The sequence below is a fragment of the Streptomyces sp. NPDC006283 genome (genome assembly GCF_040613325.1).
Lineage (GTDB): Bacteria > Actinomycetota > Actinomycetes > Streptomycetales > Streptomycetaceae > Streptomyces.
Map to the genome: position 1 here is coordinate 1 of NZ_JBEXRZ010000165.1, position 15,860 is coordinate 15,860.

General features: G+C 71.7%; 15 protein-coding genes. 8 read left to right on the forward strand and 7 right to left on the reverse strand.

Annotated elements, in window-relative coordinates; genetic code table 11:
• Positions 1–316: 316 nt before the first annotated feature.
• Positions 317–1,813 carry a carboxylesterase family protein gene (locus ABZ070_RS26930; RefSeq protein WP_356637933.1) on the reverse strand — a complete coding sequence of 499 codons (1,497 nt, stop codon included), beginning with the start codon at positions 1,811–1,813 and terminating at the stop codon, positions 317–319.
• 199 nt (positions 1,814–2,012) lie between these two features.
• On the opposite strand from ABZ070_RS26930, the gene ABZ070_RS26935 reads away from it, so the two are divergent.
• Positions 2,013–2,879: a PhzF family phenazine biosynthesis isomerase gene (locus ABZ070_RS26935; RefSeq protein ID WP_356637921.1), complete on the forward strand. Its 867-nt coding sequence runs from the start codon at positions 2,013–2,015 to the stop codon at positions 2,877–2,879.
• A 153-nt stretch (positions 2,880–3,032) separates the two neighbouring features.
• On the opposite strand, the gene ABZ070_RS26940 is transcribed toward ABZ070_RS26935, so the two are convergent.
• Positions 3,033–3,254 carry a hypothetical protein gene (locus tag ABZ070_RS26940; RefSeq protein WP_356637922.1) on the reverse strand — a complete coding sequence of 74 codons (222 nt, stop codon included), beginning with the start codon at positions 3,252–3,254 and terminating at the stop codon, positions 3,033–3,035.
• A gap of 94 nt (positions 3,255–3,348) precedes the next feature.
• Here ABZ070_RS26940 and ABZ070_RS26945 point away from each other — a divergent pair, with 94 nt between their 5' ends.
• From ABZ070_RS26945 to ABZ070_RS26965, 5 genes are all read left to right on the forward strand, one after another.
• Positions 3,349–3,612, forward strand: a complete 264-nt coding sequence (locus ABZ070_RS26945) for a hypothetical protein (RefSeq protein WP_356637923.1) — start codon at positions 3,349–3,351, stop codon at positions 3,610–3,612.
• Between the two features lie 53 nt (positions 3,613–3,665).
• Positions 3,666–4,361 carry a response regulator transcription factor gene (locus ABZ070_RS26950; RefSeq protein WP_356637924.1) on the forward strand — a complete coding sequence of 232 codons (696 nt, stop codon included), beginning with the start codon at positions 3,666–3,668 and terminating at the stop codon, positions 4,359–4,361.
• The gene (locus tag ABZ070_RS26955) at positions 4,358–5,656 is read left to right on the forward strand and encodes a HAMP domain-containing sensor histidine kinase (RefSeq protein ID WP_356637925.1); all 1,299 of its coding nucleotides are present in this window, start codon (positions 4,358–4,360) and stop codon (positions 5,654–5,656) included. The genes ABZ070_RS26950 and ABZ070_RS26955 overlap by 4 nt, the downstream gene beginning before the upstream one ends.
• Before the next feature lie 458 nt (positions 5,657–6,114).
• A complete protein-coding gene (locus tag ABZ070_RS26960; protein ID WP_356637926.1) occupies positions 6,115–6,708 on the forward strand; it encodes a carbonic anhydrase in 594 nt (197 codons plus the stop codon).
• 131 nt (positions 6,709–6,839) lie between these two features.
• Positions 6,840–8,297, forward strand: a complete 1,458-nt coding sequence (locus ABZ070_RS26965; RefSeq protein ID WP_356637934.1) for a SulP family inorganic anion transporter — start codon at positions 6,840–6,842, stop codon at positions 8,295–8,297.
• A 161-nt stretch (positions 8,298–8,458) separates the two neighbouring features.
• On the opposite strand, the gene ABZ070_RS26970 is transcribed toward ABZ070_RS26965, so the two are convergent.
• Positions 8,459–9,325 (reverse strand): CAP domain-containing protein, encoded by an 867-nt coding sequence (locus tag ABZ070_RS26970; RefSeq protein ID WP_356637927.1) that lies wholly within the window; start codon positions 9,323–9,325, stop codon positions 8,459–8,461.
• A 325-nt stretch (positions 9,326–9,650) separates the two neighbouring features.
• On the opposite strand from ABZ070_RS26970, the gene ABZ070_RS26975 reads away from it, so the two are divergent.
• Positions 9,651–10,562, forward strand: a complete 912-nt coding sequence (locus tag ABZ070_RS26975; RefSeq protein ID WP_356637935.1) for a fibronectin type III domain-containing protein — start codon at positions 9,651–9,653, stop codon at positions 10,560–10,562.
• A 58-nt stretch (positions 10,563–10,620) separates the two neighbouring features.
• On the opposite strand, the gene ABZ070_RS26980 is transcribed toward ABZ070_RS26975, so the two are convergent.
• Positions 10,621–11,148: a DinB family protein gene (locus tag ABZ070_RS26980; protein ID WP_356637928.1), complete on the reverse strand. Its 528-nt coding sequence runs from the start codon at positions 11,146–11,148 to the stop codon at positions 10,621–10,623.
• An 82-nt stretch (positions 11,149–11,230) separates the two neighbouring features.
• Positions 11,231–12,238 (reverse strand): ornithine cyclodeaminase family protein, encoded by a 1,008-nt coding sequence (locus ABZ070_RS26985; RefSeq protein ID WP_356637929.1) that lies wholly within the window; start codon positions 12,236–12,238, stop codon positions 11,231–11,233.
• A gap of 150 nt (positions 12,239–12,388) precedes the next feature.
• Here ABZ070_RS26985 and ABZ070_RS26990 point away from each other — a divergent pair, with 150 nt between their 5' ends.
• Positions 12,389–12,652: a hypothetical protein gene (locus tag ABZ070_RS26990; RefSeq protein ID WP_356637930.1), complete on the forward strand. Its 264-nt coding sequence runs from the start codon at positions 12,389–12,391 to the stop codon at positions 12,650–12,652.
• Between the two features lie 195 nt (positions 12,653–12,847).
• On the opposite strand, the gene ABZ070_RS26995 is transcribed toward ABZ070_RS26990, so the two are convergent.
• Both ABZ070_RS26995 and ABZ070_RS27000 read right to left on the reverse strand, forming a co-directional pair.
• On the reverse strand, positions 12,848–14,155 hold the full coding sequence (locus tag ABZ070_RS26995; protein ID WP_356637931.1) for a phytase: 1,308 nt from the start codon (positions 14,153–14,155) through the stop codon (positions 12,848–12,850).
• Between the two features lie 329 nt (positions 14,156–14,484).
• Positions 14,485–15,860: hypothetical protein (locus tag ABZ070_RS27000; protein WP_356637932.1), on the reverse strand; the 1,376-nt coding region annotated here is incomplete at its 5' end.

Here is a 15,860-nt window from a genome sequence, read left to right on the forward strand (position 1 = left end):
GCCGAAATTCCCCCAGCAACACCGCAAACCGACGCCGCGCCACCGCGACCTCATCCACCGGCGCGCCACCGGAAGCAGCAGCAGGCACGGAAGGCGCCGGCTCTGCCGGCGGGTCCTCCGCCGCAGGCCAATCGGCCAACTCCGCAAGCCTCGAGAGGCGGTCATGCCTCGATATCCCATCCCCGTTGTCACTCACCCGGAGATGCTTTCACGATCTATTTTCCGCGAGCAACGTGGAAACAGATCCATAACGGACTCATACGGTGCGCGGGTGACGGACGTCTCGGTCAGAGTGCTCGTGTCTCCGGCGGCCCGGTCAGAGCCCCAGCGGCCGGTACCCGCCGGCGTCCCGCCACAGGGCCCGGGTGTTTGGCAGCTCCGGCCGTTCCCCGGCGTCGTCGGGGGCCCAGATGCGGACCGGCCCGGTGCCCGTGGTGTCCAGGGGCTGCCACCCAGGGTCGCCGCTGCCGGCGAAGCCGGCCCACGCCGCGACCATGTCCCGGGACAGGCGGTGGTCCGCGGGGGAGGGCGGGCCGCCGATGAGGAACTCGACCGCGTCCAGCTCGTGGTTGCCGAAGGCGAACGGCACATCCGCGCAGTGCCACGCACGTACCTCGCCGTGCGGACCCTTGCGCCGTCGGTCGAAGCGGGACAGGAACGTCCGGCCGCCGGTACGTGCGTGCGACTCGGCGAGGCGGCTGCTGTACTCGCCGAACATCAGGTCGCCGAGGACGGCGAGGTAGACGTCGAGCACCGGGGCGTCCGGCATGAGGGCGCGGTAACCGGCCACCAGGCCGTCCGGCAGCCCGAAATCGTGCCGGAAACGGTCGAGTTGCTCAGCGGTCGTCACTTTCGCGCTGCTGCCCACGGCGTCCAGCAGCCGGTACTCCTCGGTGGTGTGGCAGACGAGCAGGTCCACGCCGGCACCGCCGCCCGCGGCGATGGCGGCGAGCGGCTCCTCGGGCAGGACGGCACCGTCGACGACCGGCCCGTAGACGACCGGGTCGTAGTGGAGGTGTCCGGACCCCGGATCGCGGCGGCAGGCGTCCACCACCTCGTCGGAGGCCGCGACCAGAGCATGGGGCGAAACAGCCGCCAGGGCGTCGGCTGTGGCGGGAACGCCCGCCGCGGCGGCCAAGCGCGCGGTGACCTCCTGGGCCAGCGCGGTCGAGAAGCAGGGACCGACGGCGCTGTGGGCGATCGCCCGGCGGAACAGCCCCTCGGCTCGGTCCATCACCATCAGGCAGGCCACGGAGGTCGCCCCGGCGGACTGCCCGGCCGCCGTGACATTGTCAGGGTCGCCGCCGAACGCACCGACGTTCTCCCGGACCCAGCGCAAGGCGGCGACCTGGTCCAGAAGTCCGCGGTTGTCCGGAGCTCCGGGCACATGCCCGAATCCCTCGAATCCCACCCGGTAGTTGATCGTCACCACGACCAGTCCACCGTCGCGGGCGAGGGCGCTGCCGTCGAAGTCGGGCTGCGCGGAGGAGCCGAAGGTGTACGCGCCGCCGTGGATCCACACCAGGACCGGCCGACAGGTCACGTCGCCCGGCGGCACCCACACGTTGAGCGTCAGCACGTCCTCGTCACCGGGCGACCACGTCGGCGCCCCCGGAAGCTCGGCCGACTGAGGGGCGATGACGCCGAAGTCGACACACTCCCGCACGCCCTCCCAGGGCGCGACGGGCCGCGGCTCGTGGAACCGCCCGGCGGCGAACGGCGGCGCGGCGTACGGCACACCGAGCACCGCCACCACTCCGTCGGTCGTCCGCCGCCCGCGCACCAAACCGTCCCTCGTCCGGAAGACGTCCACCACAAGTACCCCCACGACCTTCGCTGCCGGTCGGCCCGGCTTCGGACGTCCAGCATTTCAGTGCCGCGAGCGCCGGCACCAACACCAAGATCGTCGCGATATACGCACTCCGGGTGTCAATCCGGCTCGCTGCGGCCGGGCCGTCCCGTCCCGGCCGCGCGCCGGGAACAAAACGCTCCGGACCGTGGTTCCGCCGGGCATGACGACGAAGCACGAAGTGCTGCGCTACACCGCCTTCTCCGGGGACCCCGAGGGCGGCAACCCCGCCGGGGTCGTACTGGACGCCGCGGGGCTCGACGATGCCGGGATGCTCGCCATCGCCGCGGAACTGGGCTACAGCGAGTCCGCGTTTCTGACCGCTCCGCCCGAAGGGCTCGGCGGCGAGCCCGGACGGGCCTTCACGATCCGGTACTTCAGCCCCAAGGCGGAGGTGCCGTTCTGCGGGCACGCCACCGTCGCCACGGCCATCGCCCTCGGCGAACGCATCGGAACCGGCGACCTGCTGTTCGCGACGCGAGCCGGGGCGGTGCCGGTGACCGTGAGCGACGAGGGCGGGGCGCTGCGCGCCACCCTCACCACGGTGGAACCGCACAGCGAGGACATCGCGGACGCGGACCTCGCCGAGGCGCTCGCCGCGCTCGACTGGCCGGTCGCCGACCTCGAGCCCGCGCTGGCGCCCCGTATCGCTTTCGCGGGCGCCCGGCATCTGGTGCTCGGCGCCGCGACCCGTGAGCGGCTCGCGGATCTCGCGTACGACTTCGACCGCCTCGCGGCCCTGATGCGCCGTCTCGACCTGACCACGGTGCAGTTGGTGTGGCGGGAGTCGGAGACCGTCTTCCATGTGCGCGACCCGTTCCCGGTGGGCGGCGTCGTGGAGGACCCCGCGACGGGCGCGGCTGCGGGCGCCTTCGGCGCGTACGCCCGCGAGCTGGGCCTGGTCCCCGAGTCCGCGGTGCTCACCCTGCACCAGGGCCAGGACATGGGCCGCTCGGGGACGCTGACCGTAGAACTGCGCGCGGGCGACGAGCGGGTGCGGGTGTCGGGGACGGGCACGCGGATCAGGTGACACCCCGGGGCGGTTCGACGGCGCGCGCAGAGGTGCGCGACCTGCCCCGGTTGCCTGCGGCGCAGCCCTGGGGCAGGCGATTTCCGAGAGGACTCGTGCCTGGACCCTCGTACTCTGAAGCTCGTGCTCGCAACCGCGTCCTGAACCTCGTGTTCAGAACGACGTCTCGCGCACGCTCGCTCGATCCGACGGGTTCGTCGTCGCCGTGATCTCGGAGCGGTGGCGGGCGGCCGAGAAGGTCGCCGTCAGCGTCTGCGGCTCGCTCTGGGCCGTGCTCACCGTGAAGCCCTCGTTCGGTACCGCCGAGATGAGGCACACCCCGCCGCTGCCGAAGCGCACGGTCGCCTTGCCGCCCTCGGAGGAGATCGTGTGCACCCCCGAGCCGCCCTCCTCGCAGCCCGCGCCCGCTCCCTGCCCTCCACCCTGGGCCGGTGGCGCCGCGGGAGGCGCGTCCTGCGGGGGAGCGGTGGTGCGGGCAGCGGGAGTCGGCGTCGCCGTGCGCGGCTTCTCGGATGTCCTCGACGGCGACGGCTTACGCGTGCTCGGGCTCGGGCTCGGGCTACGGGAAGGGCTCGGGCGCGGTGACGCGGAGACCTGCGGCGCGGCGGCGAAATCCTTCGGGGCCGACTGTGCCACCGGTGCCGTGGGCCTGGTCGAGCCCACCACGAAATGGACCGTGATCATCACGGCCGTGACGCTGGCTGCCGTGCACGACAGCCAGATGAGCAGGTAGCGCAGGAGGCGGGACACGACACCATAGTGACGGACCGGCTAACGTGCGCTCTCATGGCCTCCGTACTTGTCGTCGAAGACGACCCTGTCATCCGGGCCGCGCTGATCGAGGTCCTCACCGGACACGGGTACGCGGTGAAGACCGCCCATCAGGGCTTCGAGGCGCTGCGCGAAGTCACCCAGGGCCCGCCCGACATCGTGGTGCTCGACCTCGGGCTGCCCGACCTCGACGGGCTCGACGTGCTGCGCATGATCCGCGGCATCTCGCGGGTGCCCGTCCTGGTCGCCACGGCGCGCGACGACGACACGGAGATCATCAGACTGCTCAACGCCGGGGCCGACGACTACATGGTCAAGCCCTTCTCCGGCGGTCAGCTCGCGGCCAGGCTCGCCGCGGTGCTGCGCCGTTCGGCGCCGGCCGCGGCGGACGGCCGTGACCGTCGGCCGGTCGTCCAGGTCGCCGACCTCAGGATCGATCCGCAGGCCCGTACGGCGCACCTCGCGGACGCCGAACTGGCCCTCACCCGTCGAGAATTCGATCTGCTCGCCTATCTCGCGGCCAACGCGGACCAGGTCATATCCCGTCGGCGCATACTCGCCGAGGTGTGGCAGCAGCCGTATCTGGAGGACCAGACGGTGGACGTCCATCTCTCCGCACTGCGCAGGAAACTGGGCGAAAAGGCGTCAGCACCCCGCTATCTGCACACGGTGCGCGGGATCGGGATCAAACTGGTCACTTCTCCCTCATGAGACGCGCCCTCGCCGGGATCGCGCTGGCCGTGACGTCGATGGTCGCGCTGTCCTTCCTCATCCCCCTCGCCCTCCTGGTGCGCGAACAGGCCCGTGACCGGGTGACGACCGCCGCCCAGCAGCGGGCCTCCGCCCTCTCGCCGGTGCTCGCCCTGACCACCGAGCGGGGTGACGTCCAGCAGGCCGTGGCCGAGATCGGTTCACGGGACCAGCTGGTCGTACGCCTCCCCGACGGCGGCCTCCTCGGCAGCCCGCACGCGCCGAAGGAAGCACTGGACCGTGCCGTGCGGAAGCGGGAGACCCTCGCCATGGACACCGCCGAGGGCTGGGTCTACCTCCAGCCCGTCGTGCTGCCCAAGAACCGTGTCGCCGTCGTCGAGGCGTACGTGCCCGCCGCGGATCTGACCCGCGGCGTGTGGGCCTCGTGGGGGGTCATGTCCCTGCTCGCGCTGGGCCTGGTGGGCGGCTCCGTACTGGTGGCGGACCGGCTGGGGGCCCGGGTGGTCCGTTCCTCCCAGAGCCTGAAGCGGGCATCGCTGGCCCTGGGCTCCGGCGACCTCGACGTACGCGTGGCACCCGACGGGCCGCCGGAGCTGCAGGACGCCGGGGCCGCGTTCAACACGATGGCCGACCGTGTCGTCGAACTGCTCGCGATCGAACGTGAGATGGTCGCGGACCTCTCGCACCGGCTGCGCACGCCGCTCACCGCGCTGTACCTGGAAGCGGACCTGATGGGTGCGTCGCCCGGCGCCCGGCGCATCACCAAGGCCGTGGCCCAGCTGGAGTCCGAGCTCGACTCCATCATCACCGCGGCCCGCACCCCGCTCGCCGCGGGTCCGGCCGCCGGGCACGCGGCGGGGCGCCCCTGCGAGATGACGGAGGTCGTCGCGATGCGACTGGACTTCTGGTCGGTGCTCGCCGCTCAGCAGGACCGGGTGTGCGAACGCTCCTTCACCCCGCGCCGCACGCCCGTGCGGTTCCCGGAGGACGACCTCGCCGCCGTGGTGGACGCCCTGATCGGGAACGTCTTCCGGCACACCCCGCAGGGCACCGCCTTCGCCGTGCGCGTCGAACGCACCGACCGGCACGTGCTGCTCACGGTGGACGACGCGGGCCCGGGTGTCGCCGACCCCGACGCGGCGCTGACCCGGGGCGTCAGCGGGGGCGGGAGCGGCGGGACAGGACTGGGCCTGGACATCGTCGCGCGCGCGGCCCGAGCGGCCGACGGAGAACTGCAGATCACCAGGGCCCCGATGGGCGGGGCGAGAGTGCGGGTGTCGTTCGGGCTGGCGTGATTCGGCCGGCTGGAAGTGGTCGGAAACGATCTCGGACGTGTCGCCTCTCACGTGGCGCCCGCGATCGGCTCCGTGAGCTGGGGTGACCTCGGGTAGCCCCGTCGAGCCCCGACTGTCAAGAGGCGTGACGCTCACGAATGTGCAACGAATCACAGACTTTTGTGCCTCCGTGGTGTCAGAGTCACCCAAGAGGCTGGAGTTACCGACCAGTTGCGCCGGTGCAGCCGGTCCCTCCCGTAGTTCCGTACGGCCGAAGCCGGGAAGAACCCACCCCGTTCTCCCGCCCCCGGTACCCCCGATCCCCCCGGTGCCATTGATCCCGTCCCGCCCGGACAGGGCATAGCGGTCCGTCGACTTCCCTACGGACCCGGCGACTTCCCTACGGACCCGGCGAGACCAGCGATCGGACACGACCATCCCCCCACCGCGCGCCGATGGGCGCGCCGGAGGACACCCCTATGCACATGCTCATGCAGAACGCCCGCGACTTCCGGCAGCGAGCCGCCGCCCGTGCCGAGGAGTTCGGCCGACTCGCGGACGGCCAGGCACCCCAGGCGCTGTTCACCACCTGCTCCGACTCGCGCGTGAACCCCACGCTGATCACCGGAGCCTCCCTGGGCGAGCTGTTCGAACTCCGCACGGCGGGCGGCATCATTCCGCCATACGCCCCCGGCCGGCACTCGAGCGAGGCGGCCACCATCGAGTACGCCGTCGAGGTGCTCGGGGTCGCCGACATCGTCGTCTGCGGCCACTCCCACTGCGGTGCCGTCGGCGCGATGGTGCGTCGTGAAGATCTCTCCGCCGTCCCGGCGGTCCGCGGCTGGCTGGAGAACGCGACAACCCCGCCCCTGTCCATCGACTCCTCCGGACCCGCTGTCGCCGAGGCCGTCAAGCACCATGTTCTGTCCCAGTTAGGGCGGTTGAGCGAGTACCCCTGCGTCGACCGACGGGCTGAGGCAGGGCGACTCAACCTGCACGGCTGGTTCTACGAAGTAGACACCGGTTCCGTGCTCGTGCACCGGCCGCACGACGACGCGTTCCTTCCGCTGTGAGCGTCGACGGCACCCGCGGGCGCGGAAACCTTGAGCGCGGAGACCTCGGACGCGGAGATCCCAGCCGTGGGAACCGCGGACGCCACCGGAAGGCGGCGTCGCAGCCCACAGAACGACCGTCCGCCTCGACCCTGCGCGCCGACCTGACCGCGTCCCTCGTCGTCTTCCTGGTCGCCCTCCCGCTGTGCGTGGGCGTGGCCGTGGCATCCGGCGTCCCCGCGGAACTCGGGCTGGTCACCGGCATCGTCGGCGGGCTCGTCACCGGACTGCTCCCGGGCAGCAGCCTCCAGGTCAGCGGACCCGCCGCCGGGCTGACCGTCCTCGTCCTCGAAGCCGTCAACGCATTCGGACTCGGGGCCCTGGGCGTCTTCGTCCTCGCGGCCGGCGTGCTGCAACTGGGCATGGGAGCGCTTCGGCTGGGCCGCTGGTTCCGCGCCATCTCCATCGCCGTCGTGGAGGGGATGCTCGCCGGGATCGGTCTCGTGCTGATCGCTGGACAGCTCTACGCCATGGCCGATGCGAAGGCGCCCGGCTCGGGTCCGGCCAATATCTGGGGCCTGCCCGAACTGCTCCTGCGTACGGTCCGCTCGCCCGGCGCGCTGACGGCCTTCGCCCTCGGCGCGGCAACCGTCGTGCTGATGGCGCTGTGGAAGCACCTGCCGCCCAAGATCCGCCTGGTGCCCGCACCGCTGGCCGCCGTCGCTCTGACCACCTCCGCCGTCGCGCTGTTCCAACTGCCCGTGAAGCGGGTCGACGTGCAGGGGCTGCTGGGCGTGATCCGGCCACCGTCCCTGGACGACCTCGGCCGGATCACGGACATCGGACTGGTCGGTGCGATCGGTACGGTCGTCGCCGTCACCCTCATCGCTTCGGCGGAGAGCCTGTTCAGTGCCGCTGCCGTCGACCGTATGCACAGCGGACCCGGCACCGACTACGACAAGGAGCTGATGGCGCAGGGGGCGGGCAACGCCCTGTGCGGCGCTCTCGGGGCACTGCCGATGACGGCCGTCATCGTGCGCAGTTCGGCGAACGTGCAAGCCGGAGCGCGGACCAAGGCGTCACGGGTGCTGCACGGCGTGTGGCTGCTGCTCTTCGCGGCACTCGTGCCGGCTGCGCTCGGCCTCATACCCGTTGCCTCCCTCGCCGGCATCCTCGTCTTCTCCGGGTGGAAGCTCATTCCCCTGAAGGAACTGCGGCCGCTGTGGCGCGAGCACCGGGGAGAGGCCCTGATCCTGATGGCGACAGCGGTCGCCATCGTCGCGACCAACATGTTCGAGGGCGTGCTGGCCGGGCTGCTGCTTGCCATCGCGAAGACTGCGTGGGAGACGTCCCACGTCCAGGTGCAACTGGACGAAGGCCTGGACCCTGACGGTCCGCTGCGTGTGGTCCTCTCCGGCAACGCGACCTTCCTCAGGCTGCCGCGGATCCTGGACGCCCTCGAACGGCTGCCCGGAGACCGGCAGATCGAGCTCGATCTGCTCGGCCTGCGGCATCTGGATCACGCATGCAGCACTGCGCTCGCCAACTGGGCCGACCGGCACAACAAAAAGGATGAGGGGGCCGCCCGCGTGCTGATGCCCGCAGCCTGACCCTGACGGGCCGCAGACCCGGTCCGTACGGCTGCCTTGACCGGTCGCTGTACGGACCGGTCGCTGTACGGACCGGGCCCGCGGAGGGCGCGGCCGGCGCCGCGGGGCGCCCGGGCCGTCCGCCCCATCAGCCGCGTGAACAACGCCGCGGGTCGATACAACTAGCGCCCGGCGCCGAAGTTCTGGGTCCACCACGGGCCGCCGTCACCGAAGTGGACGCCGACGCCGAGCTCCTTGAAGGAGCAGTTGAGTATGTTGGCGCGGTGACCGGGGCTGTTCATCCACGAGTTCATGACCGCCGCGGCGTCCGCCTGCCCCCGGGCTATGTTCTCGCCCAGCGTGGACCACTCGTATCCCGCGGCCTCGACCCGGCTCGTCATTGTGGAACCGTCGGGTCCGGTGTGGGACATCACGCCGCTGCGGGCCATGACGTCGCTGTAGTTGTCGGCGGCCCGGGTGAGCTCCGCGTTGGCGGTGACCGGCGAGCAGCCGGCGGAGGAGCGCTCCTTGTTGACGAGTGCGAGGACCTGAGCCTCCGCGCTGTTCGAGTCGGAGCCGCTTCCGGATCCCGAGCCTGATCCCGAACCCGACCCGGATCCTGATCCGCCGGACGACGAGGCAGGTCGGTCGCCGCCGGAGCCGCCCGTTCCGCCGTTGCCGGTCGGCTTCGCCGTTGCCGTCCGCTTCGCGGTCTTGGAGGCCGTGGACGGGCTCGCCGACCGCTTCGGCTCGGCGGACGCCGTGACACTCTTGCTCGGCGACGCGCTCGGCGTTCCCGAGGGCGAGGTGAGCGGTGATGCGCTGCCCGTTGTGGCGTCCTCGTCGCCGCCGGGTATCTCCCCTGCGGCGTTGGTGTCCACACGTCCAGCCGCTCCGCCCTCGTCGCCGCCGCTCGTGACGAGGGTGGCCCCCACACCTGCGGCGACCGTGATCACGCCCAGCGCCAGCACGGCGCCCCGGGCGCGCAGCCCGGTCTTTGGCCGAGCGTGCGAGTGGGCGTTGGAACGAGCGGCTCTTCGAGAACCCATGCGTAGGACACCTCGGGAGGTTGACGGCTGTGCGGTCGTGATCCCGGCGGCCGCAACCGCGCCCGCCGGGATCACGGTGGGGGGTTGCCGAGATCGTAGGCCGGTTCGAACCGCGGAAGCCCTTTCGTGGCCCTTCTTCAAGAAGCCATAAGAAAGCCATCAGGCTGTGTGAAGGTACGGCGTCCGTTCTGCGTGTACTCGCGGTCGTCTTGTGGCGAACCGCCGAGTGTGGCATACAGGTCTGGACCAATGCCCGTCGTCCGTACGCGGAGGCCCGACCGTGCAACGTCCCCCCATCATCGTCGCGTTGGCCTGCTCTGCCGCCATGGTCCTCACCGCCTGCGGAGCCGAGGACGACAAGGACAGCGAACGCCCCTCCACACCGTCCGGGGTGACCGCGCAGGCCGGCAGCGCCACGTCCGTGCACGTCATGTGGGCCAAGTCCGCCGACAACAAGGCGGTCACCGGCTACGAGGTCTACCGGAAGGGGGCCAAGGTCGCGGCCCTGCCGGCCGGCAAGCACATGGTCGACATCGACGGGCTGGCGCCGGAGACGGCGTACAGCTTCACCGTGCGGGCGCGGGACGCCGCCGGGAACCTGTCAGCCCCCAGCGCCGCGATATCCGTCACCACCCCGGCGCCGGCGCCGGACGACCGCAAGGCCCCGACGACGCCGGCCCGGGTCAAGGGTCGTGCGGAAGGGGCCACCACGGTCTCCCTGACCTGGCAGCGTGCCACGGACGACACGGGCGTCACCTCGTACGACATCTACCAGGAGGACTCCCGCGTCCACAGCGTGAGCGGCGACGCGACCACCGCCCGCGTCACCGGCCTGCGGGCCGGCACCGTCTACACCTTCACCGTCCGGGCCCGGGATGCCGCGGAGAACTCGTCGCCGGACAGCAACTCCGTTGACCTCACCACGCCTTCGGCACCGGGCGACGAGAGCCCGAGCACCGCGCCGACCGACCTCGAGGCGACGGTCCGCAAGGGGAGCATCGAGCTGAAATGGACTCCACCACGGACCGGCGCTCCGGTCAAGGAGCACCAACTCCACCTGAACGGCGAGCCGGTGACCACCATCGTGTGGGGCGCCGAGCCTCCCGCCGGGACGGCCACCTACACCATGACCGTGACCGACAGACCCGGCACCCGCTACAGCATCAAGCTCCGGGCCAAGCTGCCGGACGGCAAGTGGGGTGACTTCTCGGCGCAGCGCACGGTGGTGGTCCGCTGACGAAGCCGAGCCGCACCCGCGCCCGGCTGCCCGCACGCCGCTCCGAACCCCCGTGCCACTACGCCCCCGTGACGCCGTCGATGCTCTCCCTGAGCAGATCCGCGTGCCCGTTGTGACGCGCGTACTCCTCGATCATGTGCACCAGGATCCAGCGCAGCGACACACCGTCGTCGCCGAGCACGGCGGCGTTCTGCTCGGACAGCTTGCCGACGTCGTCGAGCGAGGCACCGGCCGTCAGCTCGCGGCTCCGTTCGACCTCGGCCCGCCACGCTGCCAGCGCCTCGTCCATGCCGCGCTCCGGAACGAGGGCGAAACCGAACTCCCCCTCGTCCCCGAACCGCAACGGCACGTCCTGGCCGGCGAACACCCGCTGGAACCAGTTCCTTTCGACCTCGGCCATGTGCTGGACCAGACCCAGCATCGTCATTGACGACGGCTGCACCGGCGCCAGCCGTGTCCCACGGTCGTCGAGACCGGCGCACTTCAGAGCCAGGGTGGCCCGGTGGAAGTCCAACCAGCTCTCCAGCATGGCGCGTTCACCTGCATGAGGGGGCGGGACCGGCCGCCCGTCCGGTGTCGTACGCATGCACAGCAGCCTCGCACGAGCCGCTGACAATCGACAGAGCGCCCAGCGCGTGGCGCGGCGGCCGCCGCGCCACGCATCCGTGTCACCGCAGGGAGACATCCTCGCCCGTGCCACGCTCACGCGCCGCGCCGAGGACCAGCGCCGCCGCCGCGGCGTCCTGCACGGAGACGCCGACCGACTTGTAGAGGGTGATCTGCTCCGGCGTGGTGCGCCCGGTGCGGCTCCCGGTGACGAGTTCGCCCAGCTCGGCGTGTACGTGCTCGGCCGTGATCAGCCCGTCGCGGATCGGGCTCAGCAGGTCGTTGCTGCCGGCGGGGAAGGGCGCCAGCGCAGCCTCCCGCGACTCGACGCACACGAGCGACTGGACGACCGTGGCGTCGTCGACCTCCCGTCCGGCTGGGTTGTACCCCACGGAGGTGACGTGCGCCCCGGGCGCCAGCCATTCCCGCCGTACCACCGGCTCCGCCGCATGCGTGGCCGCGGCGACGATGTCCGCGCCGTCGAGCGCCTCCGCGTACGTGGCCACCGCGCGCACCTCCACCCTCGACGCCCCCGCTGCCTGTGACGCCGAGGCAAGCTCGGCAGCCAGGGCAGCTGCCTTCTCCGGGTCGCGCCCCGCGACCCGGATCTCCCGGATCGGGCGGACCCGGCACATGGCATCGGCGTGGGCGCGGGCCTGCACACCCGTTCCCAGGACCGCCAGAACCGTGGAGTCCTCCCGGGCCAGCAGCCGTGCCGACAGCGCCGAACAGGCACCCGTACGCGCTGCCGTGATCGCCGTTCCGTCCAGCAGGGCGGCAGGCTCACCCGTCTCCGGATCGAAAGCGGCGATCAGCGCCTGATGGGTCGGCAGACGGGTCCCGGCGTTCTGCGGAAAGAGGGACACCAGCTTGCTCACGAGGGCTCCCGCCGACGGCACGAACCCGGGCATGGCCGCGAGGAATCCACTGCGATCCGGCACCAGCGCGGCGGTGCGCGGGGGCGCCGAGGCGTGGCCCGTGCTGAGGTCCGCCATGGCGGGGGCCAATGCGTCGATCAAAGCGCCCATGTCGAGCAGCTCCTCGACCTGCGAACGTCCCAGAACCAGCATGCGCACCCATCTCCCGAACGCGGCCGCCCGAACCACGACCTCTCCCGTCAAGACTCACACCTGCCGCCGCGGCGGCGACGCGCCGATGTGCCGAGGGGGCTCCACCGCAGGGGTGCGCAATTGTCGGACCCCCTCGCCAGGTTGAGGGGCATGACGCATGCCGAGTGTAGGACGGAGAAGATCAATCCGCGTCAGTTCCACGAAGCCGCGGGCGTCGAGGACCGGCGGGTACTGTTCCGCGCCACCCAGCTCGTGCGCGCTGTCCGCACCTACACCGTCGTCGACCTGCGCGACGTGGTCGACGCCACCTGCACCCCTGGTTCTCCGCCATCGAAGATGACGCCGGTGAAGTCCACAACCAGGTCATGGTTGGCCCCAAGGGCCCCAGCGAAGGCCGGTGAAGCGACGAAATAGGGGGCCCACGAAGTGAGGAAAGAGCGACGGTCACTCTGCCGTAGGGCCGCTGCGAGGCCCGTGGCTTCGGCGGCTCCACGTCATCACAACCGCGCCTGGTGTACGGCCGGGTGATGATCTCCATGGTGTGGCCGTTCGGGTCGTCGAAGTACGCCCCGCGCAGAGTGCGGCCGCCCTGCGCGGGGGCGGCCCGGCTCAGCCGACGGTGTCCAGGACGTCGGCCAGGTCGACGAACTTGAAGCCGGTGGCCTCGCGGTCGTCGTCGGCGGGGGTGTCGTGACCGTCCTGGACGACGAGCAGACCGTTGGGGTACGTGCGGCCGAGCGGGGCGTTCAGCACGGCCGCGCCGTCGCACTTCTCGGAGCCGTCCAGCACCGGCGAGGCGGCCGTGACGCGGAAACCGCCCTCGTATTCGTTGTCGTCGCCGACCTCACGGTCGTAGAGGGCGAAGGCGTTGTCGCCCTGGCCGGAGGCCAGCAGATAGCCGTCACCGTCAGGCTCGGTGAGGAGCGTGAGGCCCTCGACGTCGGCCGACAGGTGCTTGCCGCCGTAGCCGGGGTCAGCGCCCGGCGTGCACTCCTCGGTCTCCTCGTCGTACGTGCCCGAAACGCCGTATTCGCGGACCTTGTCGACCATGACGGGCTTCCCCCGCAAGTCGGCGGGCAGTCGCCAGATACCGACGTCCTCCTGGCCGGCGTACAGCACACCGTTCGCCGGGTCGACGACCATGCCTTCGACCTGGGGGAGTTCGCCGGGCTCGCCGCAGGGCGTCCAGGACGTGCCGTTCGGGAGGCGGAAGGCGGACGGAAGGGAGACGGTGCGGAGCTTGCGATAACCGACGGTGCCGCGAGGGCCGGGGGTGATCTCCAGCAGCGCGACGCTCGTCCGGTTCCGGCGGCTGGCGAGGGCGTACGAGCGGCCCGTCGAACGGTCGGTCCAGGTGGCCAGGCCGTACGCGGTGTGCTGCTCGTTGATCTCGTCCTGGCCGGAGGAGAAGACGGGCGCGGCCGCCGGGTCGGTGACGTCGGTGAGCGGGCCGCCGGGCCGGTCGCGGTCGATGCGGTAGAAGCGGAGCCGGTCGTTACCGCGGTCCGTGACCACGGCGAGGTCGGCGCGCCCGGGGACGAGCCGCGTGCCCTGGACCACATCGACGTTGTTGAAGCGGCCGGGGGCGTCGTCCGGTCCGGCGGGTGCCGGGGCGGGGATCGACTGGACCTGGCGGGCGTCGAGGTCGTAGACGCGTAGACCGCCCTCCTTGGCCGTGGCGATCACGAGGCTGCGCCCGGGATCGGCGGCGTTGCGCCAGATCGCGGGGTCGTCGGCGTTGGCGTTACCGCCGGCCTCGTCGTCGTACAGCGTGTCCGTCTCAGCCTTCGGCTGGGTGGCGGGCAAGTCAGCGGCCGACGGGTGCGGGTGCGCCTGGGCGGGCACGGCCGCGGCGACCGCGGCGAGGGCGGTACCCGTCACAAGAGCGGTGAAGCGGAGGGGGCGGCGCGTGGTCACATGAGCTCCTCTATGTCGAGTACATGACGCTTCGCTCAAGCGGCAGCCTGGCCGCGCCCGGTGGGCTGCGCGTGATGGGCGCGTGTTGCCACGGTGAATTCGACGCAATCGCCAGGAGACCGGCCCGCCGAGATCCGCAGCACCGCGTCGCTCGCACCGCCGGGGGTGGAGCTCGAGGAGGGCGAGACCGAAGGCGAACTCGCGTTCATGGACACCATGGTGCGGTGTCGGGCGAGGGAGAGGGCGAGGGCGTGGATGCGGGTTGCGAAGGCCCGTACCCTCGGCAGCGTTCGATCGTGGCCCATGAGGCCGCAGGCGGAGGTGGCCGGCTACTGCGGCGCGGTCAGCTCGGCGTTCTCCTCGCCCCGCGGCGGCGCGGACGTGAGGTCTTCGGGGGTTTCCCGCTGCGCTCCGACCTTTCCGTGGTGCGGCGACGAGGCCAGGAGGTCGAGAACGAGTGCTGCCGTCCAGCCGAAGTCGCGGGTGCCGCGCGCCTCACCGGTGAACGGGTCCACATACTCGGCGAAGTCGCAGGTACGGGCGGTGGTCAGCATGGAGGTGCGCAGCTGGTCGGCCGCCTCGATGCGCCCGTACTGGCGCAGGCCCTGCTCCAGCAGCCAGTTCACGTTGAACCAGGCAGGCCCGCGCCAGTAGCGGTACGGGTCGTAGGCAGGGCCGTCGAAGGCGTACGACGGTGCCATCAGCGCTTCACCGAGCCGGAAGCCGGGTCCCGTCGCCGTAGCGTACAGCGCGTCCGTGATGTTCCGGGGCAGACCAGGAACGACGAGGGGGACGAGGCCGGCGACGCTCCGTTCGGGGACGAGCGCGTCGCCGACGAGGTCCCGGCACAGGAACATGCCGTCGGCCGGCGACCACAGCCGCTCCACCAGCGCCTCGGTCAGGCGCGCCGCCCGGTCCTCGTGGGGCAGGGGGTCCGCACCCGTCTCGGCGGCGATATGGGAGAGGGCCAGCTCCGAGACGATCAGCAGCGCGTTGACCGTCGGGTCCTCGACCGCGAACGCGTGATGGCCGGCCGTGTCCGCGTAACCGCTGTCCCGGTAGTCGGCGGCGAGCCGCACGTACCGCCCGTAGTCGAGGTCGGTCGGGCGTTCGGCGGCCTGGCCGTGGTCGAGGTCGGCGCGCCGGTACGAGCCCGGGGCGACCGGATCGACCCGCCGCAGCGGCCCGTCCCAGCACGGGCTGTTGTCCATGCCCGGCTCCCACGGGTGGACCACGGCGGACAGCCCGCCGCCGCCCAGGTCACGGGGACCGGTCAGATAGTCGTGCCAGGCGGCGAGTCGCCCGTAGAGCCGGGGCAGGAAGCCGCGCCGGCGGGACATCTCGGGGTCGGCCTGGTGCACCAGCCAGGCGGCGAGCGCGTGCACCGGAGGCTGCACGATGCCCGAGGTCTCGATACCGGCCGGGGCACCCGCCCCGGCGCCCGCCCGTGAGGAGCGCCAGAAGTCCGGGCTGGGGAAGTACGCGTCGAGGGGTACCGTCCGGTTGAAGACGATGTGCGGAACGCGCCCGTCCGCCCACTGGGCGCCGAGGAGTGTCTCCAGCTCGCGCTGCGCGCGCCGCGCCGACAGATGGCGCAGTCCGATGGCGATGAACTCGGCGTCGTCCAGCTGCGTGCCGTCGTCGACGGCGAACAACAGTCGCTGCTCGCCCTGGCGGTACGCGGTGCCGACCGGAGGGCTCGCCG